The following is a 26,879-nucleotide window of genomic DNA, read 5'->3' on the forward strand; positions in this document are numbered from 1 at the left end:
GGCACGTGAATCGCCGCGACCACGACCGATCAGCTGTGCGCCGCCCACCACACCAGGAAGGCCGCGCCCAGCCCGATGACCCAGCTCACGAGGCTGCCGACGAGGAAGTACTCGGCTCGCGCCCCGGTCTCGCCGTCGCGCGAGATCTCGGGGAAGCGGACGATTCCCTTGGCTGCCAGCATCGCGGCGAGAATCGGATACGCGGCGGCCAGGGTGAGGAGCATCACGAGGATTCGTTCGAGCGGACCGATCAGCCGGCCGCCCTTGAACCCGGCTCGGGGATCGCGTGGGGGCACGGCGTCGACATCGCCCGCCGGGTCTGCCTGCTCTGCCGTCGCCGACTCTGAAGCACCGACGCCGATCACTCCGGTCGCGCCCTCGTCCGCCTGAACGCCGGGGACGACCGGATGCGCGACCGGGGCGTCGGACGCAGCCACCTGGGAGTCCGCGGTGTCGAGCACCGCGGGTCGTCGCAGCTCGGCGGGACGCCAGGTGTGTTCGCCGTCCAGCGCGGCACGGACCACGAGGTTCGCGGATTCCAGGAGGAACACCCCCGTGCCCACGGTGAGGATCGCGAGATCGAACGGCACCTCTCCGAACGGGGAGCGCACGCTCCACACGGAACCGATCAGACCGGCATCCGTGCGAGCACCCAACCACACGACCGATCCGATGCTCAGCACACCCAGCAGCACGGCGGGCCAGAACCCGAGTGGTGCGCGTCTTTCGGACGGCATGCACCACACCCACAGAGCACCCACCCCGAGTCCGAGGATCATGGGCAGCAGCGCGTCGCTCACGCTGCCGAGCAGAAGGAGGATCACCGCGACGGTGAGGTAGCCGATCCATCGATGCGGAGCGAACTGGCGGACGAGATCGGCTGAGCCCACAGCCAGCAGGATGAATCCGGCGACGATCATGCGCCCGTCCCTCTCAGTGCGGCGACCCCTTCGATGAGGGCTGCGCTGCCGGCGTTTCGCAACGACTTCGAGACGCTGGGCTGCGATATGCCCTCTTCGGCCGCGAGGTCGTGCTGCGATCTGCCGATCAGGCGTCCGTAGGTCAGGCGGCGTTCACGCTCGTTCATCGACCCGACCAGCTCGTCGCGGACGAGGAGGTAGGCGTTCGATGCGGCGATCACGCTGTCCATGACCTCATCCTGCCCGGGAGCACCGACAATCCACGTGCGCGTGCGCGGCACGGTGCGACTCTCCCTCGCGTGCACGGTCTCGATCGCGGCGCGCGCCGCGTACCACCCCGGTCCGTCGGCGAGTTCGCCGTGCACGGAGTCGACCGAGCGCACGTCACCGATGCCGATCCCGAACCGGAAGGCGATACCGTCGGGAAGCGCGAGCTGGATCATGAGCAGTGAGACCATCGCGTCCGGGAGTTCGAGGTAGACGCCCTGCTGCTCATCCCCTACCGTGGGCGTCAGCGCATGATGCGCGAGGGGCAGCTGCTGCTCGACGCGAGCGATCGTGTCGTCGAGGATGCGCTGCGCCGCCGACCGATCGTCGAGCTGACGAGAGCCCACGATGTCGGCGAGTACGGCGATGACCATGTGATAACCGTATCACGAATAACTTTCATTTATGCCCTATTTGGTTATAGCATGGGAACATGCCTGAATCAGACATCATCCCCTGGGCCGAAGGCTCCTGGACCCACGAACCCGCTCACCTCGCCGTCGACGACGACCACCTGGACGCGACCGCCGTCGAAGGCAGCGACGCCTGGCGGCACACCGCCTACGGATTCGTGCACGACACCGAGCACGCGCTGCTCGCTCCCCTCGCGGTGGGCGAGGCGATGGACGTATCGTTCCGCGCGCCGTGGGACGGACAGTTCGACCAGGCCGGCGTCTTCGTGCGCATCGACGACGAGCGCTGGATCAAGACCGGCGTCGAGTATGCCGATGGGCACCTGGGGCTGGGGGCCGTCGTCACCGACGTCCGCTCGGACTGGTCGGTCGGCTACGTCGACGAATGGCACGGCAGCGAGATCACGGTCCGCGTGAGCCGGTGGTCGGATGCCGTGATCGTGCGTGCACGCGCGGGCGAGGGCGAATGGCGCCTGGTGCGGGTGGCACCGTTCGACGGCACGGCGACAGCATCCGCCGGCCCGTTCCTCGCGGGCCCCACCCGCTCCGGACTCGTCGTGCGCTTCACGCGCTGGACGCGCTCGGCTGCAGACGTCGCACTGCACTGAGCGCCACGGACACCCACGGAGCGAACGCTCCACAAAGCGCAGAACGGCCCGCGGACACTCTCGACGAGAGCTCCGCGGGCCGTTCTGCGATCATGCCGATCGCCGCGCTTCGGATGCCGTCGGCTAGAGACCCAGAGCGTGCGCGGCGGCCTGTGCTCTCGCGACCAGTTCTGCACGCTGCTCGGCGACCCGGACAGGAGCCGTTCCGCCGACGCCCGTGCGCGAGGCCACGGATCCTTCGATGGTCAGCACCTCGCGCACCTCGGGCACCAGATGGGGCGACACCGAGATCAGCAGCTCGTCGGAGGCGTCTTCGAGGCCGATGCCCTGCTCTTCGCAGGCACGCACCAGCGCGCCGGAGATCTCGTGGGCGTCACGGAACGGCACGCGGCGCTTCACGAGCCACTCGGCGACGTCGGTCGCGAGCGAGAAGCCCTGGGGCGCGAGAGCGGCCATGCGCTCGGTGTCGAAGCGCAGCGTCGCGATCATCCCCGCGAAAGCAGGGAGCACGACCTCGAGGGTCTGCACCGAGTCGAAGACCGGCTCCTTGTCCTCCTGCAGATCGCGGTTGTATGCGAGCGGAAGTCCCTTGAGCGTCGCCATCAGCCCCGACAGGTTGCCGATCAGGCGCCCCGACTTGCCGCGAGCGAGCTCCGCGATGTCGGGGTTCTTCTTCTGCGGCATGATGCTCGAGCCGGTCGAGTACCCGTCATGCAGGGTGACGAAGCCGAACTCGCGAGTGTTCCAGAGGATGATCTCCTCGCTCAGACGCGAGATGTCGACCCCGGTCATCGCCGTGATGAACGCGAATTCGGCGACGACGTCACGCGCCGAGGTCCCGTCGAGCGAATTCTCGGCCGGGCGGTCGAGTCCGAGCTCCGACGCGACCAGCGCGGGATCGAGGCCGAGCGTCGAGCCCGCGAGCGCTCCCCCGCCATAGGGTGACACACCGGCGCGACGACGCCAGTCGACGAGGCGCTCGAGCTCGCGCACGAGCGGCCAGCCGTGGGCCTGCAGGTGATGTGCGAGGAGCACCGGTTGCGCGTGCTGCAGGTGCGTGCGTCCGGGCAGGATCGCGTCGGGGTGAGCCTCCGCCTGTGCGACGAGGGCGTCGATGACGCGCAGGAGGTCTCGCGCGATCACCCGAGCATGGTCGATCAGGTACATCCGCACGAGTGTGGCGATCTGATCGTTGCGGCTGCGGCCGGCACGAAGACGTCCGCCGAGCTCGGGCCCGAGCTCGGCGATCAGAGCCTGCTCGAGAGCTCCGTGCACGTCCTCATCCGAGGGGACGGGCTGCAGCGTGCCGTCGGCGACCTTGCGCGCCACGGCATCGAGCCCCTCGTGCATCTTCGCCGCCTCGTCGGGCTCGAGGTATCCGGCGGCCGCGAGTGCCGTCGCGTGGGCGTGGGATCCGGCGATGTCATACGGTGCGAGCACCCAGTCGAAGTGCGTAGAGCGGCTGAGCTCGACCAGCTCGGGTGAGGGTCCGCTCGCGAAGCGAGCACCCCACAGCGCACCTTCGTTCGTGCCTTCGTTCTTCGAGTCGGCCATCATGCGTCCTTCTTGTCGAGCAGCCACACGAGGAGTGCCTTCTGCGCGTGGAGACGGTTCTCCGCCTCATCCCAGACGACGCTCTGCGGTCCGTCGATGACTTCGGAGTCGACCTCGTAGCCTCGGTCGGCGGGGAGGCAATGGATGAAGATGGCCTCGGAGTCGGCGATCTCCATCGTCTCGGGCGTCACCTTGTAGCCACCGAGATCACGAATGCGTGCGAGCTTCTCCTCTTCCTTGCCCATCGACACCCAGGTGTCGGTGACCACGACGTCCGCCCCGGCCGCGGCTTCGACGGCGTCGGTGTAGAGAGTGATGGACCCACCGGTCTCGGCCGCACGGCGGTCGGCGGCCTCGACGACGTCCGCGCGCGGCGCGTAGTCGGCGGGCGAGGCGATGCGCACGTGCATGCCCGCCGTCACACCGGCCAGTGCGTAGGAGTGAGCCATGTTGCTCTGGCCGTCCCCGAAGAAGGTCAGCGTGAGGCCCTTGAGGTCTCCCTTGTGCTCGCGGATCGTGAGGAGATCGGCGAGCAGCTGGCACGGGTGGAAGTCGTCGGAGAGCGCGTTGACGACGGGCACCGTGGTGCCGGCGGCCATCTCCTCGAGACCTGCCTGCGCGTACGTGCGCCAGACGATCGCCGCGACCTGACGCTCGAGCACCCGCGCGGTGTCGGACGGAGTCTCCTTGCCGCCCAGCTGACTGCTCGCGGTCGAGATGATCAGGGGCGAGCCTCCGAGGTCGGCGATGCCCACCGCGAAGGAGACCCGTGTGCGGGTCGACGACTTGTCGAAGATCACTGCGACCGTCTGCGGGCCGGCGAGGGCCTTGTTCGCCCAGCGGTCCTTCTTCAGCTCGATGGCGAGATCGAGGATCTCCGCCTGCTCTGCGGGGGTCAGATCGTCGTCACGCAGCAGGTGGCGGGTCATGCGAGGGCCTTTCCGGATTCGGTGAGGGATGCCTGGACGTCGGCGAGCGACGCGGCGAAGAGCTCACGGAACTCATCGAGTTCGGCGTCTCCGATGGTGAGCGCCGGCGCGATGCGCACGGTCTCGGGGTTGGCTGCGTTGACGATGAGACCGCGCTCCTGAGCAGCGGCGACCACGTCGTTCGCGACGGGGGCGCCGAGCGCCACTCCGATCAGGAGCCCTCGACCACGGATTCCCGTGACGAGAGGCGAACCGATCCCGGAGATGATCTCGCGGATCTCGTCGCCACGGCGGGCGGCGTTGTCGACGAGCCCCGCGCTCTCGATCTCCGAGAGCACTGCGTCGGCGACAGCGGTCGCGAGCGGGTTGCCCCCGAAGGTGGAACCGTGCGACCCCGGTGTGAAGAGCGAGCTCGCGGCGCCGTACGTGACGAGCGCGCCGATCGGGAAGCCGCCGCCGATGCCCTTCGCGAGCGTGATGGCGTCGGGGGTGATGCCCTCGTGGCTGAAACCGAACCACGCGCCCGTGCGCCCTGCACCGGTCTGGATCTCATCGACGATGAGCAGGGCTCCGTGCTTCAGCGTGAGAGAGCGAGCGGCCTGCAGGTATCCGTCCGGCAGCTCGACCACACCGGCCTCGCCCTGGATCGGCTCGACGATGACGGCTGCGACACGGTCGTCGATCGCGCCCTCGAGCGCCTCGATCGTCGCGGGGATGTGCTCGACACCCCCGGGCATCGGCTCGAAAGGCGCGCGCATCGACGCCTTCGCTGTGAGCGCGAGCGACCCCATGGTGCGTCCGTGGAAGCCGTTCTCGAGAGCGATGATGCGCGGCTTCTCGGTTCCGCCATGCAGACGGGCGAGCTTGAACGCGGCCTCGTTCGCCTCGGCGCCCGAGTTCGAGAAGAACACCCGACCGTCGATACCGGCGCCGGCGAGGCGCTTGAGCCGAGCGGCGAGCGCGAGCTGCGAGGGCGTGGCGAAGTAGTTGGACACGTGCGCGAGAGTCGCCGCCTGCTTCGAGACCGCCTCGACGAACACCGGATGCGCGTGACCGAGCGAGGTCACGGCGATGCCGGCGAGGAAGTCGAGGTGACGCTTGCCCTCGGAGTCCCAGAGATACGAGCCTTCGCCCCGGGTGAGCATGGCCAGTCGAGGCCCTGCGTTGAGGACCAGATCGCTCGCTGCGTCATCCTGCCAGTTGCTCATGCCTTCACTCCTGCGCTTCCCATGACCACTTCTGTTCCGATTCCCTTGCTGGTGAAGAGTTCGACGAGCACCGAGTGCGGCACGCGTCCGTCGATGATGGCGGCGGCGTCGACACCGCCCTCGATAGCGTCCAGGCAGGCCTTCATCTTCGGGATCATGCCTGACTCGAGGGTCGGCAGCATCTCGATGAGAGCGTCCGAGGTGAGGTGCGACACGAGAGAGTCGCGGTTGGGCCAGTCTGCGTAGAGGCCCGGTACGTCCGTGAGGATGACGAGCTTGCGAGCGTTGAGCGCCACCGCGAGGGCGGCAGCCGCAGCATCCGCGTTCACGTTGAGCGACTGGCCGGGATGATCGAGGTCGGGCGCGATGCTCGACACGACGGGCACGCGTCCCGCCGCGAGGTGATCGAGCACGGGCGTCGGGTCGACCTCCACGACGTCGCCGACACGACCGAGATCGATCTCCTCGCCGTCGATCACGACACCGCGACGGCGCCCGCCGAACAGCCCCGCGTCTTCACCGCTGAGCCCGGTCGCGATCGGACCGTGCGAGTTGATCTTGGAAACGAGCTGCGGGTTCACCTGACCGGTGAGCACCATGCGCACCACGCTGATCGCCTCGGTGTTGGTGACGCGGTAGCCGCCCTTGAACTCGCTCGGGATCTCGAGGCGCTGCAGCATGTCGGAGATCTGCGGTCCGCCTCCATGCACGACGACCGGCAGCACGCCGACGTACCGCAGGTAGGCGATGTCCTGTGCGAAGGCCTCCTGGAGCTCGTCCGAGACCATCGCATTGCCGCCGTACTTGACGACGACGATCTGATCGCGGAACTTCTTCAGCCACGGGAGCGACTCGATGAGCGTCGCGGCCTTGACGGCGGCGACGTCAGGCGTGGTGTCCTGGATATCGGTCATGAGGCGTAGGCGCTGTTCTCGTGCACGTAGTCGTGGGTCAGATCGTTGGTGAGGATCGTCGCAGTGGCCTCGCCGACCTTGAGGTCGATCACGAGGTGCGTGGCGCGAGGGGTGAGGTCGACCTCTTCTCGCGGACGGTCAGGGCCGCCCTCGCTGCACACGCGCACCCCGTTCATCCAGACATCCACGTCGTACGGGTCGAACTGGGCGCTCGTGGTGCCGATCGCGGCGAGCACGCGCCCCCAATTCGGGTCGTTGCCGAAGATGGCGGCCTTGAAGAGGTTGTTGCGAGCGACCGAGCGACCGACCTCGACGGCCTCGCCCTCGGTGGCGGCGTGCCGCACCTCGATGGTGATGTCGTGGCTCGCGCCCTCGGCGTCGCCCTGCAGTTTGACCGCGAGCTCGAGGCAGAGCTCGGCGAGGGCCGCCGAGAAGTGCTTGAGGTCGGGAGTCACCCCGGAGGCGCCGTTGGCGAGCAGCGTGACCTGGTCGTTGGTCGACATGCAGCCGTCGGAGTCGAGCCGATCGAAGGTCGTGCCCGTCGCGAACCGCAGTGCGGCGTCGGCCTCGAGAGGCTCGAGCACGGCATCCGTCGTGATGACCACGAGCATCGTCGCAAGGCCCGGTGCGAGCATGCCCGCGCCCTTCGCCATGCCGCCGATGGTCCAGCCGTCCCTGCTCACGACGGCGGTCTTCGAGACGCTGTCGGTGGTCATGATGGCCTCAGCCGCGACCTCGCCACCGTCGGCCGACAGCTCGGCGATCGCCTGCTCGGTGCCCGCGAGCACCTTGCCGCGGAAGACCTCGTCGCCCACGCCGATCAGGCCCGTCGAGCAGATGAGCACGTCGCCGGCGCTGACGCCGAGCAGCTCGGCCGCCTTCTCGGCGGTCTGGTGCGTCGTCTGGAAGCCGAAGCTGCCGGTGAAGCAGTTCGCTCCCCCGGAGTTGAGCACGACGGCCTCTACGATACGGTCCGCCACCGCCTGCTGCGACCAGATGATCGGGTTGGCCTTGGCACGGTTGCTCGTGAACACGGCGGCGCCGACCTTGCGCGGGCCGCGATTGACGACCACGGCGACATCGGGCTTGCCGGTCGACTTGAGGCCGGCGGCGACTCCGGCCGCCTCGAATCCTGCGGGGGCGGTGACGCTCACGGTGCGACTCCGTTCACTGAGAGGGCGCGGGACTCGGGAAGTCCCAGCGCGAGGTTCATGGACTGGATGGCAGCGCCTGCGGTGCCCTTGACGAGGTTGTCGACGGCGGTGACCACGGTCACGCGGTTCGCGGCACGATCGATCGCGAGACCGATCAGCGCGGTGTTGGCGCCGAGGACATCCGCCGTGCGCGGGAACTGACCGGCGGGCAGCAGCTGCACGAACGTCTCGTCACCGTAGGCGTTCTCCCACGCAGCCCGGATCTCCGCGTCGCTGACGCCATCGACGATCGGAGCGGTCGAGGTGGCGAGGATTCCCCGCGACATCGGAACGAGCACAGGGGTGAAGGAGATGCGGATTCCGTCGGGTGCTGCACCGGATGCCGCGGCGAGCGCCTGGCGGATCTCGGGGATGTGCCGGTGGGTGCCGCCGACCGCATAGGGGTTGGCACTGCCGAGGATCTCGCTCGCGAGCAGGTTGGTCTTCAGGCTCTTCCCCGCACCAGAGGGACCGACGGCGAGTACCGACACGATGTCCCCCGGGTCGATCACACCTGCAGCGACGCCCGGCGCGAGGCTCAGACTCACGGTCGAGGCGTTGCAGCCGGGCGCGGCGATCCGCTTCGCATCGCGCAGCGTCTCGCGCTGCTTGACACCGCCGACGAGGAGCTCGGGGACGCCATAGGCCCAGGGCTCGTGGAAGTCCCCGCCGTAGAAGGCATCCCAGGAATCCTGCGACGTCAGTCGGTGATCCGCTCCCGCATCGATCACGAGCGGGGTGTCGCCGAGCGCGTCCGTGTACTGCCCGGACTGTCCGTGCGGCAGGGCGAGGAACACGATGTCGTGACCTGCGAGTGTCTCGGGTGTGGTGTCCTGCAGGGTGAGGTGCGCGAGCGACCGCAGGTGCGGCTGATGCTGCACGAGCGGCTGGCCGGCGTTCGAGTGAGCCGTCACGGTGCGGATCTCGATGTCGGGATGAGACGCGAGGAGGCGCAGGATCTCGCCGCCCGCATAGCCGGATGCGCCGGAGACGGCGACGGAGTACGTCATGCTTCTACCTTAACGGTCGGACCCCTCGTCGAACGCGGGGTGCAGTGTCGGGAACCGGGGCGGCGACACCGGCACTCGACCGCCGTGCGTACGCAGGCAGAAGCGCAGGGTCGCCTAGAGTCGGCGGCCGCTGCGGCGTCGGCGCACGGCGATGACGCTCGGAGCGAGCGTCAGAGTTGCGGTGGCGGCCGAAGGCATGCCGCGACGATAGCGCGCTCGTCGCGGCATGCGCAAATCCGGTCCGTCATGCAGAGGCAGCAGATGTGAACGGTGCGGCGAAGAAGGCGAGCTCGTGGGCGCTCGACACCTCGAAGGCGCGGAGCATCCGATCCCGTGCGGCCGGGGCGGCGGTCGCCGCGGCCGCCGAAGCCAGGGCGATCGCCTGATCCGTCGCATCCTCGAACGCCGGGTCCGCGTATGTCGCGAGCCAGGACGCGTACGGATGCCGGGGATCCTGCGCGTACTCGCCGAACTCCCCCGCGTGCAGCCGCTGCCCGAGGTCGGTGTAGAGCCAGAAGCACGGCAGCACCGCGGCGACGAGCTCGGCGTAATCACCGCCGAACGCCACGGAGCGCAGGTGGTCGAGGTACGCGACGGTCGCCGGAGCGGGAGCGACGGAGAACATCGCCGCATCCACACCCTCACCCGGGGTCAGCCACGATGCATGCAGCTCGAGTTCGCCCATGATCGCCCCCTCGGCGGAGCGCGCCCAGAACGCCTGCTCGAGAGGAGTCGGAGCGAGGCGTGAGACTTCGGCGAGCACACGGGCGTACTCACGGAGGTACAGGGCGTCCTGCGCGAGGTAGAACAGGAACGGCTCCCGGGCGAGAGTGCCGTCGGCCAAGCGGCGGATGAAGGGAAGGTCGTCGATCCCCGCCCTCACGTCGGCCGTGCGTGCCCACCACGCGGCACGGACCTGCTCCGGCGTCGGTCTCGTCTCGAGCCCGCCGCGCTCCCACAGACCCGAGAAGTGGCTGACCGGTCCGTGACCACGCCCGACGCGCAGCGCCGCGCTCTCGTGCAGTGCCTCGCGCAGCCACGTTCGGCTCGAGGCGGCGGCGTCGACGGCCGTCTCGCCGCGAGCCAGAAGTGTGGCCAGCGCCGACGAGAGCGAGCACCCCGTGCCGTGGGTGTTCGCGGTGCGGATCCGACGGCCCGGGAACTCGCGCCGCACGCCCCGTGCGGCGTCCACGAGCGCATCGGGGACGTCGTCCCCGTCGAGGTGCCCGCCCTTGACGAGAACCGCCACCCCGGTCGCCGTCGACAGGTCCTCCGCTGCGGCGAGCGCGTCGCCCCATCCCGAGATCGTCCGCCCGACCAGCACGGCGAGCTCGCCGAGGTTGGGAGTCACGACGTGCGCACGCCGGAGCAGCTCGCGCAGTGCCGCCTCGGCATCCTGGTCGAGCAGCCGGTCGCCGCTGGTGGCGACCATGACGGGATCGAGGACGACGATCGGCGGCCGAACGGCATCGAGCCAGTCGGCGACAGTGCGGATGACATCGGCGTTCGCGAGCATCCCGATCTTGACCGCATCGACGACGATGTCGTCGGAGATCGCGTCGAGCTGCTCCCGCAGGAAGGTCGCGGGTGGCACGTGAACACCCCGCACGCCGGTGGTGTTCTGGGCGGTCAGCGCGGTGAGCGCAGCCATGCCGTAGCCGCCGTTCGCCGCGATCGACTTGAGGTCGGCCTGGATCCCCGCTCCGCCGGACGGGTCACTCCCGGCGATGCTGAGCACCCGCGGTGTACCCGCCGCGCGCCAGCGACGCACGAACGCCTCTGCGGTCTCGGCCGGGTCCGCGGCCGCGCACAGCGCCGAGACCACGGCGAGGCCGGCCGCCCCCGCAGCCCGCAGCCGCTCGGTGTCGTCGATGCCCACCCCTCCGATCGCCACGCACGGGAGCACGGTCGTCGCGACGAGGGCACGGAAGCCCTCGACGCCGAGGGCCGGCGGGTGGTCGGGTTTGGTGCTGGTGGGGCGGATGACGCCGACGCCCAGATAGTCGACTGTGCCGGGCGGCAGCGCGCGCACAGCCTCGAAGTGCTTCCGGCTGTTCGCCGTGAGGCCGATGAGCGCCTCGGCGCCGAGAGCTTCGCGCGCGCGCAGCACCGACGCATCCCCCTGCCCGAGATGCACGCCATCGACCCGCGCGCCCTGCTCCCGCGCGGCGAGGGCAGCGTCCAGGCGGTCGTTCACGACCAGCAGTGCACGACCGTCGATCACGCGGGAGAGCTCGACGAGCTGCGCCGTGGTCTCGGCATCCGTCGCCGTCTTGTCCCGCAGTTGCACGATGCGCACACCCCCGTCGACGGCACGACGGACGGTCTCGACGACACCGCGTTCCCCGCAGAGGTCCGGGTCGGTGACCAGATACAGCGAGAGATCCGCGATCACAGCACACGCTCCTCAACGCGTGCCGCGGCAGCGATGTCGGCGGGCACCACCGACGCGAGCGCGTCGAGGAGTTCGACCGCGAAACTGCCGGGACCCGAAGCCCGTGCGGCGGCGTGCTCGGCGGCGATCGTGTAGACGAGGCTCGCGGAGGCGACCGCGGTCAGCGCATCTGTCCCGGCTGTGCGCGCGACCCCCAGGAACGCGGCCATGACGGCACCCAGTGCGCACCCGCCGCCGGTGACCCTGGTGAGCAGTTCGTCGCCGTTCGCGATCCGTATGACACGGCGACCGTCGGTGATCAGGTCCACGGGTCCCGAGACGGCGACGACCGAGCCGTGACGGGCGGCGAGCGCGAGGGCGGCGTCGGAGGCGGCATCCGTGGTGTCGGTGGCATCGACCCCCCGACCTCCGGCAGTGAGGCCTGCGAGGGCGAGGATCTCGGAGGCGTTCCCGCGGATCGCCGTGGGGCGCGAGGCGACGAGGTCGTGCGCGAGCGCGGTGCGCACGGGCAGCGAACCGATCGCGACCGGATCGAGCACCCAGGGAGTACCCGCGGCGGCGGCACCGGCGACGGCTTCGAGGCTCGCGGCCCGCTGCTCGGGGGTCGGAGTCCCGAGGTTGATCAGCACTCCGGATGCGACGCCCGCGAAGGGACCCGCCTCGTCGACGATGTCGACCATCGCGGGTGCTGCCCCGAGAGCCAGCAGCACGTTGGCTGTGAAGCCCGTGACGACGGTGTTGGTGATGCAGTGGGTCAGCGGTGGTGACTCACGGAGCGCGGACAGCAGCTCGGCGGCCGAGGCCACCAGGGTCGATTCGGATTCTGGACGCAGACGATCGCTCAATGCGACATCCCTTCGCTAGTACGAACTAGATCAGGTTCGACGGGTCTGTTCTCAGCCGCGGATGCGGCACCCCGTGTCACTGCTCGAAGTCTAGCGACGCCCCACGGTCATCCTCGTCGCTGCAGCAGCTCGAGTTCCTCGGCGCGGGTGAGGCCGGCGCGCCGGTCGCGATCGATCCCTCGCTCCTGTTCGTCGGCGACGACGGCCGCGACGGTCTCGTCGAGCGGTCGCAGGGTGCCGCCTGCGGCGCGATACCGGGCGTTGGCGCGGGTCATGAAGCCGGTCATGTCGGCGGGCAGCCACAGGGGCAGCGAACGCTCCCCCGCCCAGTACTCGACGCCGTTCTCAATCAGCCATTCGTCATCGACCATCACCGCGTCGCCTCCGTGTCCGGTGCTCCGCCGCACGGTCGCGAGCACCTCGGCGAGCGGATGCCGGTCGCCGATCGCGTTGACCACCCCGATGGCGCGCGTGGTGGCGACGAACTCCGAGAGATCGTCGACGTCGATCACCTGCACGTCGCGCCCCTCGGTGCGCGGAAGCAGAACGGGTCCATCGACCGCGCGCAGGAAAGCCGCAGCCCAGTATCCGAAACGATCGCTCGGATCGCCCTCGCCGACGATGAGCCCGGGGCGCACGATCAGCGCTCGCTCGCCCAGCCCGCGCACGGCGTTCTCGGCCGCGACCTTCTGCGCACCGTACTCGTACTCGTCACCGGGCTCCGCCGACGAGTGCACGGCCGCCGTCTCATCGGCTCCCACCGTCGTGTCGTCGGAGTACACGGACATCGATGAGACGTAGGTCCAGCGGGCGGCCCGTTCCCCGAGCACGGCCACCGCCGCCTCGACGTGAGCGGCAGTCGACGAGATGTCGATCACGTGGTCCCAGTCCCGACCCGACACGGCATCGTACGCCGTGGGATCGTCCCGGTCGGCCAGCACGAGGCTCGCTCCCTCGGGAGACGGACGTCCGCCCCGGGCGAGGCACATCACGGTCGCTCCGTTCACCAGCATCCGTCGGGCGATCCGGCTCGACAACCAGCCCGTTCCACCGAGGATCAGCACATCTGTCATGCACCCATGGCATCAGCATCCGTCCGTGAGGGGAAGTGGCTTCCGCTCACGGCGGATACCTGGTTCAGCGCGTGCGCAGGTCGGACAGCCCTGTCAGCTCCGGGACGGTCCACGAGGGATCCGGGCGCCACTCGCGCCATTCCTCGGCGAACGGCCAGTCTGCATCACGGAACGACTCGATCGCCGCGTCCGCGTGCCGCTCGATCTGCGCCGCCTGCTCGGATGTGAGGCGGCCTTGCTCGACGGCCGCGATCAGCTCGTCCTCGTCTTTCAGATGCACTCGACCGTCCGGCTCGATCTCCACGTCGAGGATGTGGTCGGACGAATAGGTGTCGTGGTCGGTGCGCAGATGCGCGTTCTCGAGGTTCACGTACCAGCCGGCGAACTCCCAGTCCGAACCGCTCACGTCGCTCCAGAAGAGCCACACCGACCACGCGGCGCCTGCGGGGGCGATCCTCAGGATGCCGTTGCCCCACCACTCCTCCACGATTCGCGTCCGCGGCTCCAGCCATCGTCGATCGAGCGGAACCGTCCGGACGCGCTCGCCTGCAGGAGTGCCCTGCCCTTCCTGGAGGGTTCCGGGCGCGAGCCAGGCGACGAGGCCGTGCTCATCGTCGCGGACCACTCGCATGGGCGTGATCGTCGACGCGTCTCCGGGCTGCCAGCCCGGCTTCCTGTAGTGCCAGGCGATCTGATCGCCCGGTTCGAGGAAGGGCGCCTCGCCCATCGGGCGGACACCGTCGGGAACCGCCGCAGGCGTGCTGTGGGGAAGGATGCTCATCACGACACGCTACCTCGGGCACCCGCAGGATTCGGGTCGGCTCGGCGGGGCGATCGCATCCAGATCCGACGCCGCGACCACCGCTTCGCGAGCCGCTCCCCTCGGGGTGCGGCTCGCGAAACGATGGGTCAGTCGCGCAGAGTCGCGCCGAAGCGCTCGGCGGTGACAGCGACGCCCGCGAGCTTCGCCTCTGTCGCCTCCGCCGCGGTCAGCGTGCGGTCGTCCGCGCGGAACCGCAGTGCGAAGGTGAGACTCTTCTGGCCCTCTGCGACGCCGTCGCCGCGGTAGTCGTCGACGAGTCGGATCGCCTCGAGGAGAGCGCCGGCGCCTTCTTCGAGTGCGGCACGGACGGCGCCCGCGGACACATCGGCGCCCAGCACCAGCGACACATCCTGCGTCGCCGCGGGGAAGGTCGACAGTGACGCGGCGACAGCACGGCCTCCCCCGAGAGAGAGGATGCCGTCGAGGTCGAGCTCGAGCACGGTCGCGCGACCCGGCAGGTCGGCACCCGCTGCGACGTCGGGGTGAAGCTCTCCGACGTATCCGACCTCGACGTCGCCGACCACGAGTACGCCGGTGCGGCCGGGGTGCAGTGCCGCGCGTTCGCTCTGTGCCACATCGATGTCCACGCCGGCAGCAGCCGCGATGACACGAGCGGCGTCCAGCGCCTCCGACAGTCCGGACGGCTCGGCGGGGCGGCCGGGCTGTCGTGCGACGATGTTGCCCGTGAACAGTGCCGCGACGTGGCGGTGCTGCGGCGGGATCGACGCGTTCAGTGCGGCGAGGGTCTCGTCCGACGGACGGACGCCGAGCGGCGGAACCTCATCGGTGCCGTACTCGACACCGGGCTCGGGCAGGAACACGACTCCGGTCTCGAACAGCGCGAGGTCGGTGAGGCCGCGCGAGATGTTGCGGTGCGCGGTCTGCAGCAGCCCGGGGATGAGCGAGCGACGCAGGAACGGAGCAGAGCCATCGAGCGGGTTCGCGAGCCGGATGCTGGGCAGGTGCTCTCCCGACGCCGAACCGTGCAGGTCGTTCTCGACCTCGGTGGTGAAGGGGAACGAGGGCGTCTCGACGAGCCCCGCAGCCGCCAGTGCGTCGGCGACGCGACGGCGCCCCTGCTGGTGCGGCGTCAGGCCACGGCCGGAGGGAGGCGTCGGCAGCACCGACGGAATGCGGTCGAGGCCGTGGATGCGCGCCACTTCTTCAGCGAGCGACCACTTGTCGGTGAGGTCGGGGCGCCAGGTCGGCGGGATCACGGTCCAGCCGGCATCCGCCTCGGTGACCTCGGCGCCGATCGTCGTGAGCGCACCGACGATCTCGTCGTCGGAGTAGTCGACGCCGATGAGCCCCTGCACGAATCCTCTCGGCAGCTCGATGTCGGCGACGAAGATCTCGGCGAACAGCGCGCCGCCCTCTTCGGTGAGCGTGCCCCCGGCGAACTCCACCATCAGGTCGGCGGCCCGACGAGCGGCGACGAAGGGAACGAGCGGGTCGACGCCCCGCTCGAAGCGCTTTGACGCCTCGCTCGGGAGCTTGTGTCGACGTGCGGTGCGAGCGATCGTCACGGGGTCGAACGTCGCCGCCTCGATCAGCACATTGTGCGTGGTGTCGCTCATCTCGGTGGTGCCGCCGCCCATCACGCCGGCGAGACCGATCGGTCCCGACCCATCGGTGATGAGCAGGTCCTCGACATGGAGCTTTCGCTCCTGGCCGTCGAGAGTCGTCATCTTCTCGCCAGGGGTCGCGCGGCGCACCGTGATGCCACCGGCGAGCTTGTCGAGGTCGTATCCGTGCAGCGGCTGGCCGAGCTCGAGCATCACGTAGTTGGTGATGTCGATCAGGATGCCGAGCGAGCGCATGCCGGCGAGCGACAGGCGCGCGATCATCCACGGCGGGGTCGGGCGCGACGGGTCGACATCGCGGACGACACGGGTGACGAACTCGCTCGCGCCGACGCGGCCGCGCACGGGGGCGGCGTCGTCGACGATCGCGGTGTGACCGGTTCCGGGCTGGAGCTCGGCGAAGTCTCGCTCCGCCGGGTCGCGGAATGTCGCTCCGGTCGCATGCGAGTATTCGCGCGCGACGCCGCGGAGCGAGAACGCGTACCCGCGGTCGGGCGTCACGTTGATCTCGACCGCGACATCGTCGAGACCGAGCAGGCTGATCGCGTCGGTGCCCACCGGGGCGTCGATTCCGAGATCAGCGAGCACGAGGATGCCGTTGTGCTCGTCGCCCAGACCCAGCTCACGCGCGGAGGCGATCATGCCGTCGGACACATGACCATAGGTCTTGCGTGCGGCGATCGGGAACGGCCCGGGCAGCACAGCACCCGGCAGGGTCACCACGACCTTGTCGCCGGCGACGAAGTTGTGCGCTCCGCAGACGATCCCGCGGATGCCGCCGTTCGCCTCGCCGACGTCGACCTGGCACCAGTTGATCGTCTTGCCGTTCGACTGGGGCTCGCCCTCGAGGGAGACCACCTGTCCGACCACCACGGGACCCGAGATCTCGAAGCGGTGGATGTCCTCTTCCTCGAATCCGACGGTGACCATCGCCGCCAGAACGTCCTCGGGCGTCGCATCCGCTGCCAGATCGACGTATTCACGCAGCCACGAAAGCGGGACGCGCATCACACCACCATCCCGTACTGCTCGCTGAAACGGACATCGCCCTCTGCCATGTCCCGCATGTCCTGCACATCGCTGCGGAACATGAGTCCCCGCTCGACGCCCATGCCGAACGCGAAGCCGCTGTACACGTCGGGGTCGATCCCGGCCGCGCGGAGCACGTTCGGGTTGATCATGCCGCAGCCGCCCCACTCGATCCACCGGGCGCCGCCCTTGAAGGTCGGGTGCCACAGATCGAGCTCTGCCGACGGCTCGGTGAAGGGGAAGAAGTTCGTGCGGAAGCGCGTCTTGGCCTCCGGTCCGAAGAGCTGGCGCGCGACGTGGTCGAGCGTGCCCTTGAGGTGCGCCATCGAGATGCCCTTGTCGACGACCAGGCCTTCGAACTGCGTGAAGACGGGGAGGTGCGTCGCATCGAACTCGTCGGTGCGGTAGACGCGACCAGGGCAGAGCACGTAGATCGGCACGTCACGCTCCAGCATCGAGCGCACCTGCACGGGGCTCGTGTGCGTGCGCATCACGAGGTGCCGCGAGGGCGGGTCGACGTAGAAGGTGTCCTGCTCCTGACGAGCGGGGTGGTCGACGTCGAAGTTCAGGGCGTCGAAGTTGAACCACTCGTGCTCGAGCTCAGGCCCTTCCGCGATCTCCCAGCCCATGCCGACGAAGATGTCGGAGATCTGCTCGCTGAGCAGGGTCAGCGGATGCCGAGCACCGACGCGCGTGCGGGAAGGAACAGCGGTGATGTCGATGCGCTCGGATTCGAGACGCGCGGCGACCTCGGCGGCGGCCAGCTCGTCCTCCTTCGCCGCGAGAGCCTTGGTGACCTGGCCGCGCCCCTGGCCGACGAGCTTGCCGAAGGCCGCTTTGTTCTCAGGAGCCACCTGCCGCATCGAGGCGTTCAGGACGGCGAGCGGAGAGCCGTCAGCGACGTGAGCGGCTCTCGCCGCCTTCAGCTCGGTGGTATCGGCTGCCGCGGCGATCGCTTCGAGCGCGGCCGCGACGGCGGCTTCGACCGCTTCCGGGGTGATTTCGGGAGACTCAGACACGAGACAGGAGTCTACCGGGGCCGTGGACTGCTCCTACCTCAGTGCCAGGGTCAGAGCGGGCCGAACATCGGCACCGCGGTCCGGGGCACCCAGGTGACCCGATCGCGCTCGAGCGCCGCCGCGAGTTGCTGGTCTCGTTTCACCTCGCGGCGCAGCGTCTGCCGTCCCCGACCGATGATCGCGGCCGGGATCACGAACGCCGAGACGAGCACGAGTGCGACGCCGGCGTCGAGCACGAGGAGCGGCACCGGATCGACCGAGGAGACGATCCCGGGAATCAGGAAGACGTTGATCGCACCGAAGAGGCTCGCTGCGGCGACGAGGCCGCCTCCGAGCGAGCCGGCACCCCGGGTCGTGTACGACGTGCCGGGTTTCGGGAGCCAGCGTCTCACGCGTGCGAGGAACAGACCGGAGGCGGCGGCGATGAGGCCGCCGACGATCATCGTCGGCACATACGCGGACGGCGGGGCGCCTACCGCCAGCAGGACCGCACCGAGGACCACGGCTGACGAGCCGATCGCCAGGAACGATGCCCACATGCCTCGACGCATCGCTCGTGCATCGGCGATCTCACGCAGCCGGGACCGCCACTCCGACCCATGCAACGCGGCCAGATCGGCATCCAGCCACTCCGCGAGCGTTCGGCTCGTCGCAGACGGATAGGCGGAGACGGGTTCGACTTTCACGGCCACAAGCCTGTCAGACGATCAGATCGCGCCGCCCCCGCCCGCGGTGCCATCCAGACCGCTGCCGCGACGCTGCAGAGTTATGAGCTCGGTGTCGGTGCCATCTCCGTGCTGACGGGGGTCTGCCGCCGCTTGGATCGCCTTGACCTTCGGCGAACGACGGGTGCTGATCTCCACCCACTTCGCGATGCCCGAGAGGATGAGGCACATGATGATGTAGATGCCGCCGATGACGAAGGCGGACTGCAGGATCGGGCGACCCTGCTGCGACGTCAGCTGCTTCGCGTAGTACAGCAGCTCGGGGTAGGTGATGATGAATCCGAGCGCGGTGTCCTTCATCGTCACGACCAGCTGGGCGACGATCACCGGGAGCATCGCCCGGATCGCCTGCGGCAGCAGGATGAGACGCATGACTCCGCTCTTGCGGAGTCCGATCGCGTAACCGGCCTCTTTCTGCCCTCGGGGCAGGGACTCGATACCGGCCCGGAGCACTTCTGCGAGCACGGAGCCGTTGTATGCCATCAGCGCGATGACGACCGCCCAATACGGGTCCATCTTGATGCCGACCACGGGAAGCCCGTAATAGAGCAGCATCATGAAGACGAGCACCGGCACGGCACGGAACAGCTCGGTGATCGCAGTCACCGGGATCCGTACCCAGGCGTGCTCCGAGAGGCGCCCGATCGCGAGCACGAACCCGACGACGATGCTGAGCACCGCCGCCAGGGCGAACGCGGCGAGCGTGTTGCCCAGCGCCTTGAAGATGCCCATCCAGACGTTGGAGAACGTGAACACGAACCACTTCTCAGCCGAGAACTGCCCCGTCTCCACCATCCGAAGGACGATGAAGCCGACAGCGACCAGGACGAGGACGATGGTGGCGACCGCGATGACCCGGTTGCGGGCGATCGCCCGGGGTCCGGGGACGTCGTACAGTACAGAGCTCATCGCGCGATCCTCCATCGGTTCTCGAGATATCGCTGCAGCCAGCTCAACAGCAGCACCAGGGCGACGAACACCACCGCGACCCAGAGGAGGACCTCCATAGGGTTGCCGGGGCGGTCGGCCGAGTCGTTGATCGTCGACCGCAGCGCCGCGAGCTCGGCGACCGAGAATCCGGCTGCGACGGTCGTGTTCTTGAGCAGAGCGATGAAGACGCTCATCATCGGCGGAACCACCGATCGGAAGGCCTGCGGGAGGATCACAAGGCCCATCACCTGGCCGAAAGGCAGCCCGATCGCTCGAGCGGCCTCAGCCTGGCCGACCGGCACCGTGTTGATTCCGGCTCTCAGCACCTCGGCGACATACGTCGCCGTGTAGATGCCGATGGCGAGGATGCCGAGCACGAGGTTCGACAGATCGGGAAGCCCGAGTTGCGGGTAACCGAAGATGAAGAAGAAGAAGACGAGGGTGAGCGGGGTGTTGCGCACGGTGTTCACGTACACCGTGCCGACGCCGCGCGCGATGGGCACCGGGGAGACACGCATCGCCCCGACGATGAGGCCCAGGATCAGCGCGATGATCCCGCCGGCGAAGAACACGATCAGCGTGTTGCTGATCGCCTGTCCCCACAGGTCGAGGTTGCCGAAGATGACGTCCACGCCACCCTCCCTTCTTCAGAATGGGTGGGCGGCCCTCCCGAGGAGGGCCGCCCATGTCGATCAGTACGCGTCGACCTCGGGCTGCTCGACCTCGATGCCGCTGGAACCGAGGTTCGCGTCGAAGATCGCCTGCCAGATGTCGCCGTTGTCGGTGAAGAGCTCGTTGATGTGCGTGCGCAGCGCGTCGTCGCCCTTCGTGAGGCCGACACCGTAGCGCTCCTCGGTGAAGAGGCCGCCGGTGACCTTGACGTCGTCCGGGTACTGCGCTGCGTAGCCGATCAGGATCGCCTGGTCGGTGGTCACCGCGTCGACCTTGCCGTCGATGAGGTCCTGGACGCACGCGGAGTACAGGTCGTACTCCTGCGTCTTGATCTCGGGGAAGTTCGCCTTGATGTTCTGGATCGGCGTCGAGCCGGTCGCAGAGCAGACGGTCTTGCCGTTGAAGTCCTCGAGCGCCTCGGCGTCGTCAGCATCAGCGGCGACCAGGAGTCCCTGGCCGGTGATGAAGTACGGACCGGCGAAGTCGATGAGTTCCTTGCGCTTGTCGTTGATCGAATAGGTGCCGACGTAGTAGTCGATGTCACCGTTCGTGATCGCCTGCTCGCGGTTCGCCGAAGCGATCGGCTTGAACTCGATCTTGTCCTCGTCGTAGCCGAGCGAGGCGGCGATCCAGCGGGCGATGTCGACGTCGAAGCCGGTGCGCTCCCCCGTCGTCACGTCGAGGTAGCCGAGACCTGGCTGGTCCTCCTTGACGCCGACGACGACCTTGTCGCGCTCCTGGATGGCGTCGAACGTCGGGCTGCCCTCGAGCTGGACGTCCTCGGCGACCTCGAACCAGGTGGAGTCCTCGCCCTCGTCGCCGCCGGTTCCGGCGCCGGGGTCGGACGGGCTGCCGCTGTTGCAGGCGGTCAGCGCGAACAGTGCCACCGTCGCGATCCCGATTCCTGCCAGTGTGCGTGTGCGTCGCATGTGCGTCTCCTTCGTGTGCTGTGTGTGCAAAGGTCTGTGAAGCTCGTCAGTGCGTGAGGAGCTTGGAGAGGAAGTCCTTGGCGCGGTCGCTCTTCGGGTGGGTGAAGAACTCCTCGGGGGTCGCCTCTTCGACGATCTTCCCGTCCGCCATGAACACGACTCGGTTGGCGGCCTTGCGCGCGAAACCCATCTCGTGGGTGACGACGATCATCGTCATGCCGTCGCGGGCCAGCTCGACCATGACGTCGAGGACCTCGTTGATCATCTCGGGATCGAGCGCGCTGGTCGGCTCGTCGAAGAGCATGACCTTGGGCTGCATGGCGAGCGCACGGGCGATCGCGACGCGCTGCTGCTGTCCGCCCGAGAGCTGGGCGGGGAGCTTGGACGCCTGCTGGGCGACGCCGACGCGCTCGAGCAGCATCATCGCCTCCTTGTCGGCATCGGCCTTCTTCATGCCGCGGACCTTGATCGGGCCGAGCGTGACGTTCTCGAGGATCGTGAGGTGCGCGAAGAGGTTGAACGACTGGAACACCATGCCGACGTCGGCTCGCAGGTTCGCGAGCCCCTTGCCCTCAGCCGGCAGCGCCTTGCCGTCGATGCTGATCGTGCCGCTCGTGATCGTCTCGAGCCGGTTGATCGTGCGACACAGCGTCGACTTGCCGGAGCCGGAGGGGCCGATCACCACGACCACCTCGCCGGCGTTCACGGTGAGGTCGATATCCGTGAGTGCCTGGAAGTCGCCATAGTGCTTCTGGACGTTGTCGACCACGACGAGAGGCTTACCAGAGGTCATCATTTCTCCAAACTAGCCAGGTCGATCACGTGGCTCCACATTGATGCGTCGACATTTACACGTTCGTAACCACGCGAAGGGGCCGAATCAGCCCGAACGCCGGAGTGCCCCACGGTCCGCCCCCGCGGACCGTGGGGGCGTCCCTGCTGCTCCGTTCCTCCCCCGAGTAGAACGTGGCAGCAAGCCTCCGACCGGATCCGATCGCACGACGATCCCCGAGAATGACCGCGAGCGCGCCCGAGTGAAGGGCGTGGGCTCTGTGGCATCTGAATTCTCCGTCGAATCGTGCGCGATCGACCCCCAGATTGGCAGAGCGGCATGCCGGCATGACACTTCTTGAGGATTTCTTGAGGCCTCAGTCGCGCTGGTCTCGGTAGTACTCGATCGCGCCGGGGTGCAGGTCGACCGGCCCGGTGAAGATCGCCTGCCTGCGGTCGAGCAGAGAAGCGACCGGCACCCGCTGTGCGATCTCCGTGCGGGCGTCGAAGAGGCTCGTGAGCACGTCTCGCACGACGCCGTCCGGAGTGTCGGAGGAGGTGACCAGATAGTTCGGGACCGCCATCGTCGGCACCGACTCGTCGAGTCCGTAGAGGCCCACGGGGAAGTCGGACGGACGGTACGCGTCGGAGTAGCGCGTGTTGATCGCAGTGACCCAGCTCTGCTCCACCGGCACCAGGCGCACGGGGGCCGTCTTCGCCAGTTCGGCGATGCCGGGCGTCGGGATGCCGCCCACCCAGAAGAATCCGTCGATGCTCGATCCCTCGAGCGCACTGATCGACTCGCTGAGGTCGAGCTGGGGATCCTCGATCGACGTGATGTCGACCTCTGCAGCATCCAGGGCTCGTGCGGCGATGACGTTGACGCCGGAGTTCTCCGCGCCGAGCGACACGGTCTTCCCTGCGAGGTCTCCGAGTTCGACGATGTCCGAATCGGCGCGCACGACCACGTGGAGGTACTCGTCATACAGGCGCGCGACGGCCTGCACCGGCAGCGCCTCGTCGAAGGCCCCGGCACCCGCGACCGCGTCTGCCGCGGCATCCCCCTGCGCGAAGCCGAGGAGCGCCTCCCCTGAGCTCACTCGCACGAGGTTGTCGACCGACCCGGCGGTCTCGACCACGGCCGCGCTGACGCCCAGCGACTCCGAGAGCTCGCGAGCGACCTCCGCACCGTAGGCGTAGTACACCCCGTTCGATCCCCCTCCGGCGATCTCGTACTGAGAGTCGCCCCATTCGGCCGATCGAGCACTGCAGGCGCTGCCCGTGCCCGCGAGCACGAGTACCGCCGCCGCGGCCGCGATCCTGCGCCAGCGAGCGCCGCGCATGCCATGCCGGCTCATTCCGCAGCTCCGTCCGGCAGCAGCAGTGAGACCAGCAGTCCGCCGTCCTCCGGTGTGTCGACCCTCAGCTCCCCGCCGATCACCTCCAGGAGGTCGGTCGCGATCGCCAGGCCGAGGCCTGAGCCGGGCACCCCGCCGCTGTCGTCACTCCGCCAGAATCGATCGGCGGCGTTCGCGGCCTGCTCCCGTGTGAGGCCTGGGCCGTGATCGCGGACGGTCAGCGCGCACAGTCCGTCGCCGCGGTGCGATCCGATCTCGACCACGGAGTCGGGGGGAGAGAATTTCACCGCGTTGTCGATGACAGCATCGAGCGCGCTCTCGACGATCGTACGATCGGTGATGCTCATCACCGGGTCGACCCCGATCGAGACTGTCCGGATCCCCCGGTGGGACGCCACCTGACTCCAGGCATCGGCGCGTCTGGCCGCGAGAGTCGTGAGGTCGACAGCCGAGATCGTGGTGTCTGATCGTCCGCCTCGCGCGAGTCCGAGGAGCGTCTCGAGGATGCGCGCCATGCGGCGCCCTTCCTCCCTGGTCTCCTCGATGTCGTCCTTCCAGTCGTCGTCCAGGCCGGTCGAGAGGTGCTCGACACGCAGCAGAAGGGCATTGAGGGGATTGCGGAGCTCATGCGAGGCGTTCAGAGCGAACTCCTGCTGCCGCGTCATGACGCGCTCGATCTCATCCGCCATGCCGTTGAAGACGCGGGTCATCCGGCGCAGCTCCGGTGGACCGGTGTCCTCCGCGACCCTGGCGTCCATCTCGCCGCGCTCGATCGCGATCATCGCCTCATCGAGACGGCGCACCGGAGAGAGCACCCAGCGAGCGAGCTGGAACACGAGCAGCACGCCCAACCCGATCGACACCGTCGACACCGCCGTCAGCACGAGGATCTGTCGCAGGATCTCGGTCCTCGGCGCCTCGACGTCTGCGGAGAGCATGACAGCGCCGATGACGTCGCCGTCATCGAAGACCGGCTCGACGAGGGAGGACTCCGCCGCGATCCAGGGGAACACCGGTTCAGGAGCTTCAGCACGCCGCCCGGAAAGAGCGAGGCCGACTCGTGCGGCGTCGTCGTCGGGCAGCACCTCGGCCGTGTCCGCTCCCGACGCCCACACGCCGCCGGCGAGATCGAAGACGACGACGTCGATCCCGTACACCTCGTGGAAGCGCCTCACCTCAGCGTCGATCACCGTCGCGCTCCCCGACCGCAGCGCCTGTCGCGCGCTCGTCACGAAGTACCCGAGGTCTCCGAGCTGCTCGGTGTAGAACGCCTGCTGGATGCTGCGGGTCGCACTCCACGCCGTCGCACCGCCGAGCGACAGCAGGATCGCGACGAGAGGCACGAGGAACACGACGACCAGACGTCTGCGCATCGACGGCTACCCAGCCAGCCGGTAGCCGACACCGCGCACGGTCTCGATCAGATGTCGACGGCCCGCCTTCTTGCGGATCGCGCCGACATGCACCTCGAGAGAGTGTCCGAAGCCGCGCCAGTCGGTGTTCCACACCTCACGGATGAGTCTCTCCTTCGGCACGGCCACGCCGGGGTATCGGGCGAGCACGGCGACGATGTCGAACTCCTTGCGGGTGAGTTCGATCGGAGCCCCGTCGATGAGCACCTGCCGGCCCACGAGGTCGAACTCCACATCGCCGTCCTGCAGCCGCACACGCGCCTCGGACTCCGGTCGCACCGGTCGCGAACGGCGGGTGACGGCCTCGATGCGAGCCAGGAGCTCGTGCACGTCGTACGGCTTGATGACGAAGTCGTCAGCTCCGGCCCGCAGTCCCCTGATGCGTTCCGTGACCTGGTTCCGTGCTGTCACGATGACGATCGGCACCTCCGAGCGACCGCGGATCCGGCGGCAGAGATCGATGCCGTCGACGTCGGGCAGACCGAGATCGAGAAGCACCACCTCGGTGTCCGCACCCAGCTGCTGGAGGGCGGATGCGCCGTCCGCCGCGCGCACGGTCGCGTATCCCGATCGGGCGAGGAACGCCTCGAGTGCAGCGGCGACGCGCTCGTCGTCCTCCACGATCAGAATCTGCATCGACCCTGGGTCCCCTTCTCCGCTCGAGCAGGCATAAACCTACCAGCAGAGCGAAAGCCCGCCTGGCCGGCCGCGATCAGGCCGAGGTTGCCGCCCGCTGTGCGAACGCGCTCTCGTAGAGGCAGACACTCGCCGCAGTGGCCAGATTCAGCGACTCTGCTCGGCCGAAGATCGGCAGCTTCAGCACCTGATCGGCCTGGGCGAGCGCATCATCCTCGAGTCCGCGCGCCTCGTTGCCGAACAGCCACGCCGTCGGCTCGGCGAGGACTCCGTCGGCTCGTGCGCGAAGAAGGTCGTCGCCCTTCACATCGGCAGCGAGGATGCGGAGACCTGCGGCGTGCGCCTTCTCGACCACATCCGCGAGCTCGGCACCCACCGACACGGGCAGGTGGAACAGCGACCCTGTCGTGGCACGCACGACCTTCGGGTTGTAAGGGTCGACCGTGCGTCCGGTGAGCACGACGGCGTCGGCCCCCGCGGCATCGGCGGCCCTGATGATCGTCCCGAGATTTCCCGGGTCTCTGATCTCCTCGCAGATCGCCACGAGACGCGGAGAGCCCGCGAAGATGTCGCGGACGGAGGTGGGCGCCTGCCGGACGACGGCGACGAGTCCCTGCGGCGTGACCGTGTCGGCCATCGCGTTCAGCACGTACTCGGTCACGTACTCGACATCGATGCCGGCATCCGTTGCCTTCGCGCGGATGTCCGGGTGCTTCTCCCAGCCTGTCGGCGTCGCGAACAGCTCGACTATCGCCTCAGGGCTGTAGATCAGCGCCTCTCGAACCGCCTGAGGCCCTTCGAGGAGGTACAGCCCTGTCTCCGCTCGCGCGCTGCGCTTGGTCAGCTTGGCGACGGCACGGACTCGGGGCGAACGGGGGTTCTCCAGCACGTTCACAGTCTAGAGAACGGCAGGGCCGTTCCTGCGCAAACGCCCGGCGAACGACAGAGGACGCCCTCCCGAAGGAGAGCGTCCTCTGTGGTGAAGAGCTGCTTACGCAGCGGACTTCGGAGCGTTGACGTCAGAGGGCAGAGCCTTCTTCGCCGTCTCGACCAGCGTCGTGAAGGTCGCTGCGTCGTTGACCGCGAGGTCGGCGAGCATACGACGGTCGACAGTGACACCCGCGAGACCGAGGCCCTGGATGAAGCGGTTGTACGTGATGCCGTTCTGGCGTGCAGCGGCGTTGATGCGCTGGATCCAGAGACGACGGAAGTCGCCCTTGCGCTTGCGACGGTCACGGTACGAGTAGACCAGCGAGTGGATGACCTGCTCTTTGGCCTTGCGGTACAGGCGCGAACGCTGACCGCGGTAACCCTTTGCGCGCTCGAGGATGACCCGGCGCTTCTTGTGGGCGTTTACCGCCCGCTTGACTCTTGCCATTTTCCTGTGTTCCTATTCGTGCGTCGGGCGCGTCAGCGGCCGAGAAGCTTCTTGGCCGTCTTGGTGTCAGCCTTCGAGAGCACCTGGTCCTGGTTCAGACGACGGGTGCGCCGGCTCGACTTGTGCTCGAGGTTGTGGCGCATACCGGCCTGCTGCTTCTTCAGCTTGCCGCTGCCGGTGATCTTGAAGCGCTTCTTAGCACCCGAGTGGGTCTTCTGCTTCGGCATCTTCTCTTCCTTCGTATGGCGCCTTCTCAGGCGACGGTGTCAACCCGCGGTGCGGGAG

Annotated in this window: 26 protein-coding genes and 1 riboswitch; of the genes, 1 reads left to right on the forward strand and 25 read right to left on the reverse strand. The window is 68.4% G+C overall.

The annotated features are described in order from the left end of the window. Positions 1–29 precede the first annotated feature (29 nt). Positions 30–920, reverse strand: a complete 891-nt coding sequence (locus ACZ0AA_RS06740; RefSeq protein WP_463512477.1) for a hypothetical protein — start codon at positions 918–920, stop codon at positions 30–32. Next, the gene (locus tag ACZ0AA_RS06745; RefSeq protein WP_400864825.1) at positions 917–1,561 is read right to left on the reverse strand and encodes a SatD family protein; all 645 of its coding nucleotides are present in this window, start codon (positions 1,559–1,561) and stop codon (positions 917–919) included. Before ACZ0AA_RS06745 ends, ACZ0AA_RS06740 begins: the two co-directional genes overlap by 4 nt. Before the next feature lie 59 nt (positions 1,562–1,620). Between ACZ0AA_RS06745 and ACZ0AA_RS06750 the strand changes: the two genes are divergently transcribed. Continuing rightward, positions 1,621–2,208 (forward strand): DUF1349 domain-containing protein, encoded by a 588-nt coding sequence (locus ACZ0AA_RS06750; RefSeq protein WP_463512478.1) that lies wholly within the window; start codon positions 1,621–1,623, stop codon positions 2,206–2,208. 123 nt (positions 2,209–2,331) lie between these two features. Here the strand turns inward: ACZ0AA_RS06750 and argH are convergent, their stop codons facing one another. The 23 genes from argH to rpmI form a co-directional block, all read right to left on the reverse strand. Beyond that, positions 2,332–3,762 (reverse strand): argininosuccinate lyase, encoded by a 1,431-nt coding sequence (gene argH, locus ACZ0AA_RS06755; protein WP_463513830.1) that lies wholly within the window; start codon positions 3,760–3,762, stop codon positions 2,332–2,334. Further along, a complete protein-coding gene (gene argF, locus ACZ0AA_RS06760; RefSeq protein WP_400864831.1) occupies positions 3,762–4,691 on the reverse strand; it encodes an ornithine carbamoyltransferase in 930 nt (309 codons plus the stop codon). Before argF ends, argH begins: the two co-directional genes overlap by 1 nt. Next, entirely contained in the window at positions 4,688–5,899 is a 1,212-nt protein-coding gene (locus ACZ0AA_RS06765; protein ID WP_463512479.1) for an acetylornithine transaminase, read from the reverse strand. The genes argF and ACZ0AA_RS06765 overlap by 4 nt, the downstream gene beginning before the upstream one ends. Beyond that, on the reverse strand, positions 5,896–6,813 hold the full coding sequence (gene argB, locus ACZ0AA_RS06770; protein ID WP_400864837.1) for an acetylglutamate kinase: 918 nt from the start codon (positions 6,811–6,813) through the stop codon (positions 5,896–5,898). The genes ACZ0AA_RS06765 and argB overlap by 4 nt, the downstream gene beginning before the upstream one ends. Next, positions 6,810–7,967, reverse strand: coding sequence for a bifunctional glutamate N-acetyltransferase/amino-acid acetyltransferase ArgJ (argJ, locus tag ACZ0AA_RS06775; protein ID WP_463512480.1), 1,158 nt, complete (start codon positions 7,965–7,967; stop codon positions 6,810–6,812). The genes argB and argJ overlap by 4 nt, the downstream gene beginning before the upstream one ends. Continuing rightward, positions 7,964–9,016 carry an N-acetyl-gamma-glutamyl-phosphate reductase gene (argC, locus tag ACZ0AA_RS06780; protein ID WP_463512481.1) on the reverse strand — a complete coding sequence of 351 codons (1,053 nt, stop codon included), beginning with the start codon at positions 9,014–9,016 and terminating at the stop codon, positions 7,964–7,966. Before argC ends, argJ begins: the two co-directional genes overlap by 4 nt. 244 nt (positions 9,017–9,260) lie before the next feature. Next, on the reverse strand, positions 9,261–11,411 hold the full coding sequence (locus ACZ0AA_RS06785) for a bifunctional hydroxymethylpyrimidine kinase/phosphomethylpyrimidine kinase (protein ID WP_463512482.1): 2,151 nt from the start codon (positions 11,409–11,411) through the stop codon (positions 9,261–9,263). Next, entirely contained in the window at positions 11,408–12,256 is an 849-nt protein-coding gene (thiM, locus tag ACZ0AA_RS06790; protein WP_463512483.1) for a hydroxyethylthiazole kinase, read from the reverse strand. Before thiM ends, ACZ0AA_RS06785 begins: the two co-directional genes overlap by 4 nt. Then, positions 12,247–12,340, reverse strand: a riboswitch (TPP riboswitch). Its footprint overlaps the gene before it by 10 nt. A 23-nt stretch (positions 12,341–12,363) precedes the next feature. Continuing rightward, positions 12,364–13,329: an NAD-dependent epimerase/dehydratase family protein gene (locus tag ACZ0AA_RS06795; protein ID WP_463512484.1), complete on the reverse strand. Its 966-nt coding sequence runs from the start codon at positions 13,327–13,329 to the stop codon at positions 12,364–12,366. Between the two features lie 64 nt (positions 13,330–13,393). Continuing rightward, the gene (locus tag ACZ0AA_RS06800; RefSeq protein WP_463512485.1) at positions 13,394–14,110 is read right to left on the reverse strand and encodes a DUF402 domain-containing protein; all 717 of its coding nucleotides are present in this window, start codon (positions 14,108–14,110) and stop codon (positions 13,394–13,396) included. Between the two features lie 128 nt (positions 14,111–14,238). Next, positions 14,239–16,743 carry a phenylalanine--tRNA ligase subunit beta gene (pheT, locus tag ACZ0AA_RS06805; RefSeq protein ID WP_463512486.1) on the reverse strand — a complete coding sequence of 835 codons (2,505 nt, stop codon included), beginning with the start codon at positions 16,741–16,743 and terminating at the stop codon, positions 14,239–14,241. Beyond that, a complete protein-coding gene (gene pheS, locus ACZ0AA_RS06810; RefSeq protein ID WP_463512487.1) occupies positions 16,743–17,783 on the reverse strand; it encodes a phenylalanine--tRNA ligase subunit alpha in 1,041 nt (346 codons plus the stop codon). The genes pheT and pheS overlap by 1 nt, the downstream gene beginning before the upstream one ends. 50 nt (positions 17,784–17,833) lie before the next feature. Continuing rightward, complete coding sequence (locus ACZ0AA_RS06815) at positions 17,834–18,469, reverse strand: hypothetical protein (RefSeq protein WP_463512488.1); 636 nt, start codon at positions 18,467–18,469, stop codon at positions 17,834–17,836. Between the two features lie 21 nt (positions 18,470–18,490). Next, positions 18,491–19,417, reverse strand: coding sequence for an amino acid ABC transporter permease (locus ACZ0AA_RS06820; protein WP_400864868.1), 927 nt, complete (start codon positions 19,415–19,417; stop codon positions 18,491–18,493). Further along, positions 19,414–20,070: an amino acid ABC transporter permease gene (locus tag ACZ0AA_RS06825; RefSeq protein ID WP_042536554.1), complete on the reverse strand. Its 657-nt coding sequence runs from the start codon at positions 20,068–20,070 to the stop codon at positions 19,414–19,416. Before ACZ0AA_RS06825 ends, ACZ0AA_RS06820 begins: the two co-directional genes overlap by 4 nt. 60 nt (positions 20,071–20,130) lie before the next feature. After that, on the reverse strand, positions 20,131–21,039 hold the full coding sequence (locus ACZ0AA_RS06830; protein ID WP_042536552.1) for a glutamate ABC transporter substrate-binding protein: 909 nt from the start codon (positions 21,037–21,039) through the stop codon (positions 20,131–20,133). A gap of 46 nt (positions 21,040–21,085) precedes the next feature. Continuing rightward, positions 21,086–21,835 carry an amino acid ABC transporter ATP-binding protein gene (locus ACZ0AA_RS06835; protein ID WP_400864873.1) on the reverse strand — a complete coding sequence of 250 codons (750 nt, stop codon included), beginning with the start codon at positions 21,833–21,835 and terminating at the stop codon, positions 21,086–21,088. Between the two features lie 352 nt (positions 21,836–22,187). Beyond that, complete coding sequence (locus ACZ0AA_RS06840) at positions 22,188–23,168, reverse strand: TAXI family TRAP transporter solute-binding subunit (protein WP_463512489.1); 981 nt, start codon at positions 23,166–23,168, stop codon at positions 22,188–22,190. Next, the gene (locus tag ACZ0AA_RS06845; RefSeq protein ID WP_463512490.1) at positions 23,165–24,541 is read right to left on the reverse strand and encodes a sensor histidine kinase; all 1,377 of its coding nucleotides are present in this window, start codon (positions 24,539–24,541) and stop codon (positions 23,165–23,167) included. The genes ACZ0AA_RS06840 and ACZ0AA_RS06845 overlap by 4 nt, the downstream gene beginning before the upstream one ends. 6 nt (positions 24,542–24,547) lie before the next feature. Continuing rightward, positions 24,548–25,216 carry a response regulator transcription factor gene (locus ACZ0AA_RS06850; protein WP_463512491.1) on the reverse strand — a complete coding sequence of 223 codons (669 nt, stop codon included), beginning with the start codon at positions 25,214–25,216 and terminating at the stop codon, positions 24,548–24,550. 76 nt (positions 25,217–25,292) lie between these two features. Continuing rightward, positions 25,293–26,105, reverse strand: a complete 813-nt coding sequence (locus ACZ0AA_RS06855; RefSeq protein ID WP_400864885.1) for a TrmH family RNA methyltransferase — start codon at positions 26,103–26,105, stop codon at positions 25,293–25,295. A 102-nt stretch (positions 26,106–26,207) separates the two neighbouring features. Further along, positions 26,208–26,594, reverse strand: coding sequence for a 50S ribosomal protein L20 (rplT, locus tag ACZ0AA_RS06860; RefSeq protein WP_029262486.1), 387 nt, complete (start codon positions 26,592–26,594; stop codon positions 26,208–26,210). 32 nt (positions 26,595–26,626) lie between these two features. Beyond that, positions 26,627–26,821 carry a 50S ribosomal protein L35 gene (rpmI, locus tag ACZ0AA_RS06865; RefSeq protein WP_036278714.1) on the reverse strand — a complete coding sequence of 65 codons (195 nt, stop codon included), beginning with the start codon at positions 26,819–26,821 and terminating at the stop codon, positions 26,627–26,629. Positions 26,822–26,879: the final 58 nt, after the last annotated feature.

The organism is Microbacterium sp. AC035 (genome assembly GCF_979258485.1).

What these genes read in the sequence shown, in the direction of transcription:
- ACZ0AA_RS06740 (WP_463512477.1), bottom strand. Translation starts at nt 920, where the DNA reads ATGATCGTCGCCGGATTCATCCTGCTGGCTGTGGGCTCAGCCGATCTC.
- ACZ0AA_RS06745 (WP_400864825.1), bottom strand. Translation starts at nt 1,561, where the DNA reads ATGGTCATCGCCGTACTCGCCGACATCGTGGGCTCTCGTCAGCTCGAC.
- ACZ0AA_RS06750 (WP_463512478.1), top strand. Translation starts at nt 1,621, where the DNA reads ATGCCTGAATCAGACATCATCCCCTGGGCCGAAGGCTCCTGGACCCAC.
- argH (WP_463513830.1), bottom strand. Translation starts at nt 3,762, where the DNA reads ATGGCCGACTCGAAGAACGAAGGCACGAACGAAGGTGCGCTGTGGGGT.
- argF (WP_400864831.1), bottom strand. Translation starts at nt 4,691, where the DNA reads ATGACCCGCCACCTGCTGCGTGACGACGATCTGACCCCCGCAGAGCAG.
- ACZ0AA_RS06765 (WP_463512479.1), bottom strand. Translation starts at nt 5,899, where the DNA reads ATGAGCAACTGGCAGGATGACGCAGCGAGCGATCTGGTCCTCAACGCA.
- argB (WP_400864837.1), bottom strand. Translation starts at nt 6,813, where the DNA reads ATGACCGATATCCAGGACACCACGCCTGACGTCGCCGCCGTCAAGGCC.
- argC (WP_463512481.1), bottom strand. Translation starts at nt 9,016, where the DNA reads ATGACGTACTCCGTCGCCGTCTCCGGCGCATCCGGCTATGCGGGCGGC.
- ACZ0AA_RS06795 (WP_463512484.1), bottom strand. Translation starts at nt 13,329, where the DNA reads ATGACAGATGTGCTGATCCTCGGTGGAACGGGCTGGTTGTCGAGCCGG.
- ACZ0AA_RS06800 (WP_463512485.1), bottom strand. Translation starts at nt 14,110, where the DNA reads ATGAGCATCCTTCCCCACAGCACGCCTGCGGCGGTTCCCGACGGTGTC.
- pheT (WP_463512486.1), bottom strand. Translation starts at nt 16,743, where the DNA reads ATGCGCGTCCCGCTTTCGTGGCTGCGTGAATACGTCGATCTGGCAGCG.
- ACZ0AA_RS06820 (WP_400864868.1), bottom strand. Translation starts at nt 19,417, where the DNA reads ATGAGCTCTGTACTGTACGACGTCCCCGGACCCCGGGCGATCGCCCGC.
- ACZ0AA_RS06830 (WP_042536552.1), bottom strand. Translation starts at nt 21,039, where the DNA reads ATGCGACGCACACGCACACTGGCAGGAATCGGGATCGCGACGGTGGCA.
- ACZ0AA_RS06835 (WP_400864873.1), bottom strand. Translation starts at nt 21,835, where the DNA reads ATGATGACCTCTGGTAAGCCTCTCGTCGTGGTCGACAACGTCCAGAAG.
- ACZ0AA_RS06840 (WP_463512489.1), bottom strand. Translation starts at nt 23,168, where the DNA reads ATGAGCCGGCATGGCATGCGCGGCGCTCGCTGGCGCAGGATCGCGGCC.
- ACZ0AA_RS06845 (WP_463512490.1), bottom strand. Translation starts at nt 24,541, where the DNA reads ATGCGCAGACGTCTGGTCGTCGTGTTCCTCGTGCCTCTCGTCGCGATC.
- ACZ0AA_RS06850 (WP_463512491.1), bottom strand. Translation starts at nt 25,216, where the DNA reads ATGCAGATTCTGATCGTGGAGGACGACGAGCGCGTCGCCGCTGCACTC.
- rplT (WP_029262486.1), bottom strand. Translation starts at nt 26,594, where the DNA reads ATGGCAAGAGTCAAGCGGGCGGTAAACGCCCACAAGAAGCGCCGGGTC.
- rpmI (WP_036278714.1), bottom strand. Translation starts at nt 26,821, where the DNA reads ATGCCGAAGCAGAAGACCCACTCGGGTGCTAAGAAGCGCTTCAAGATC.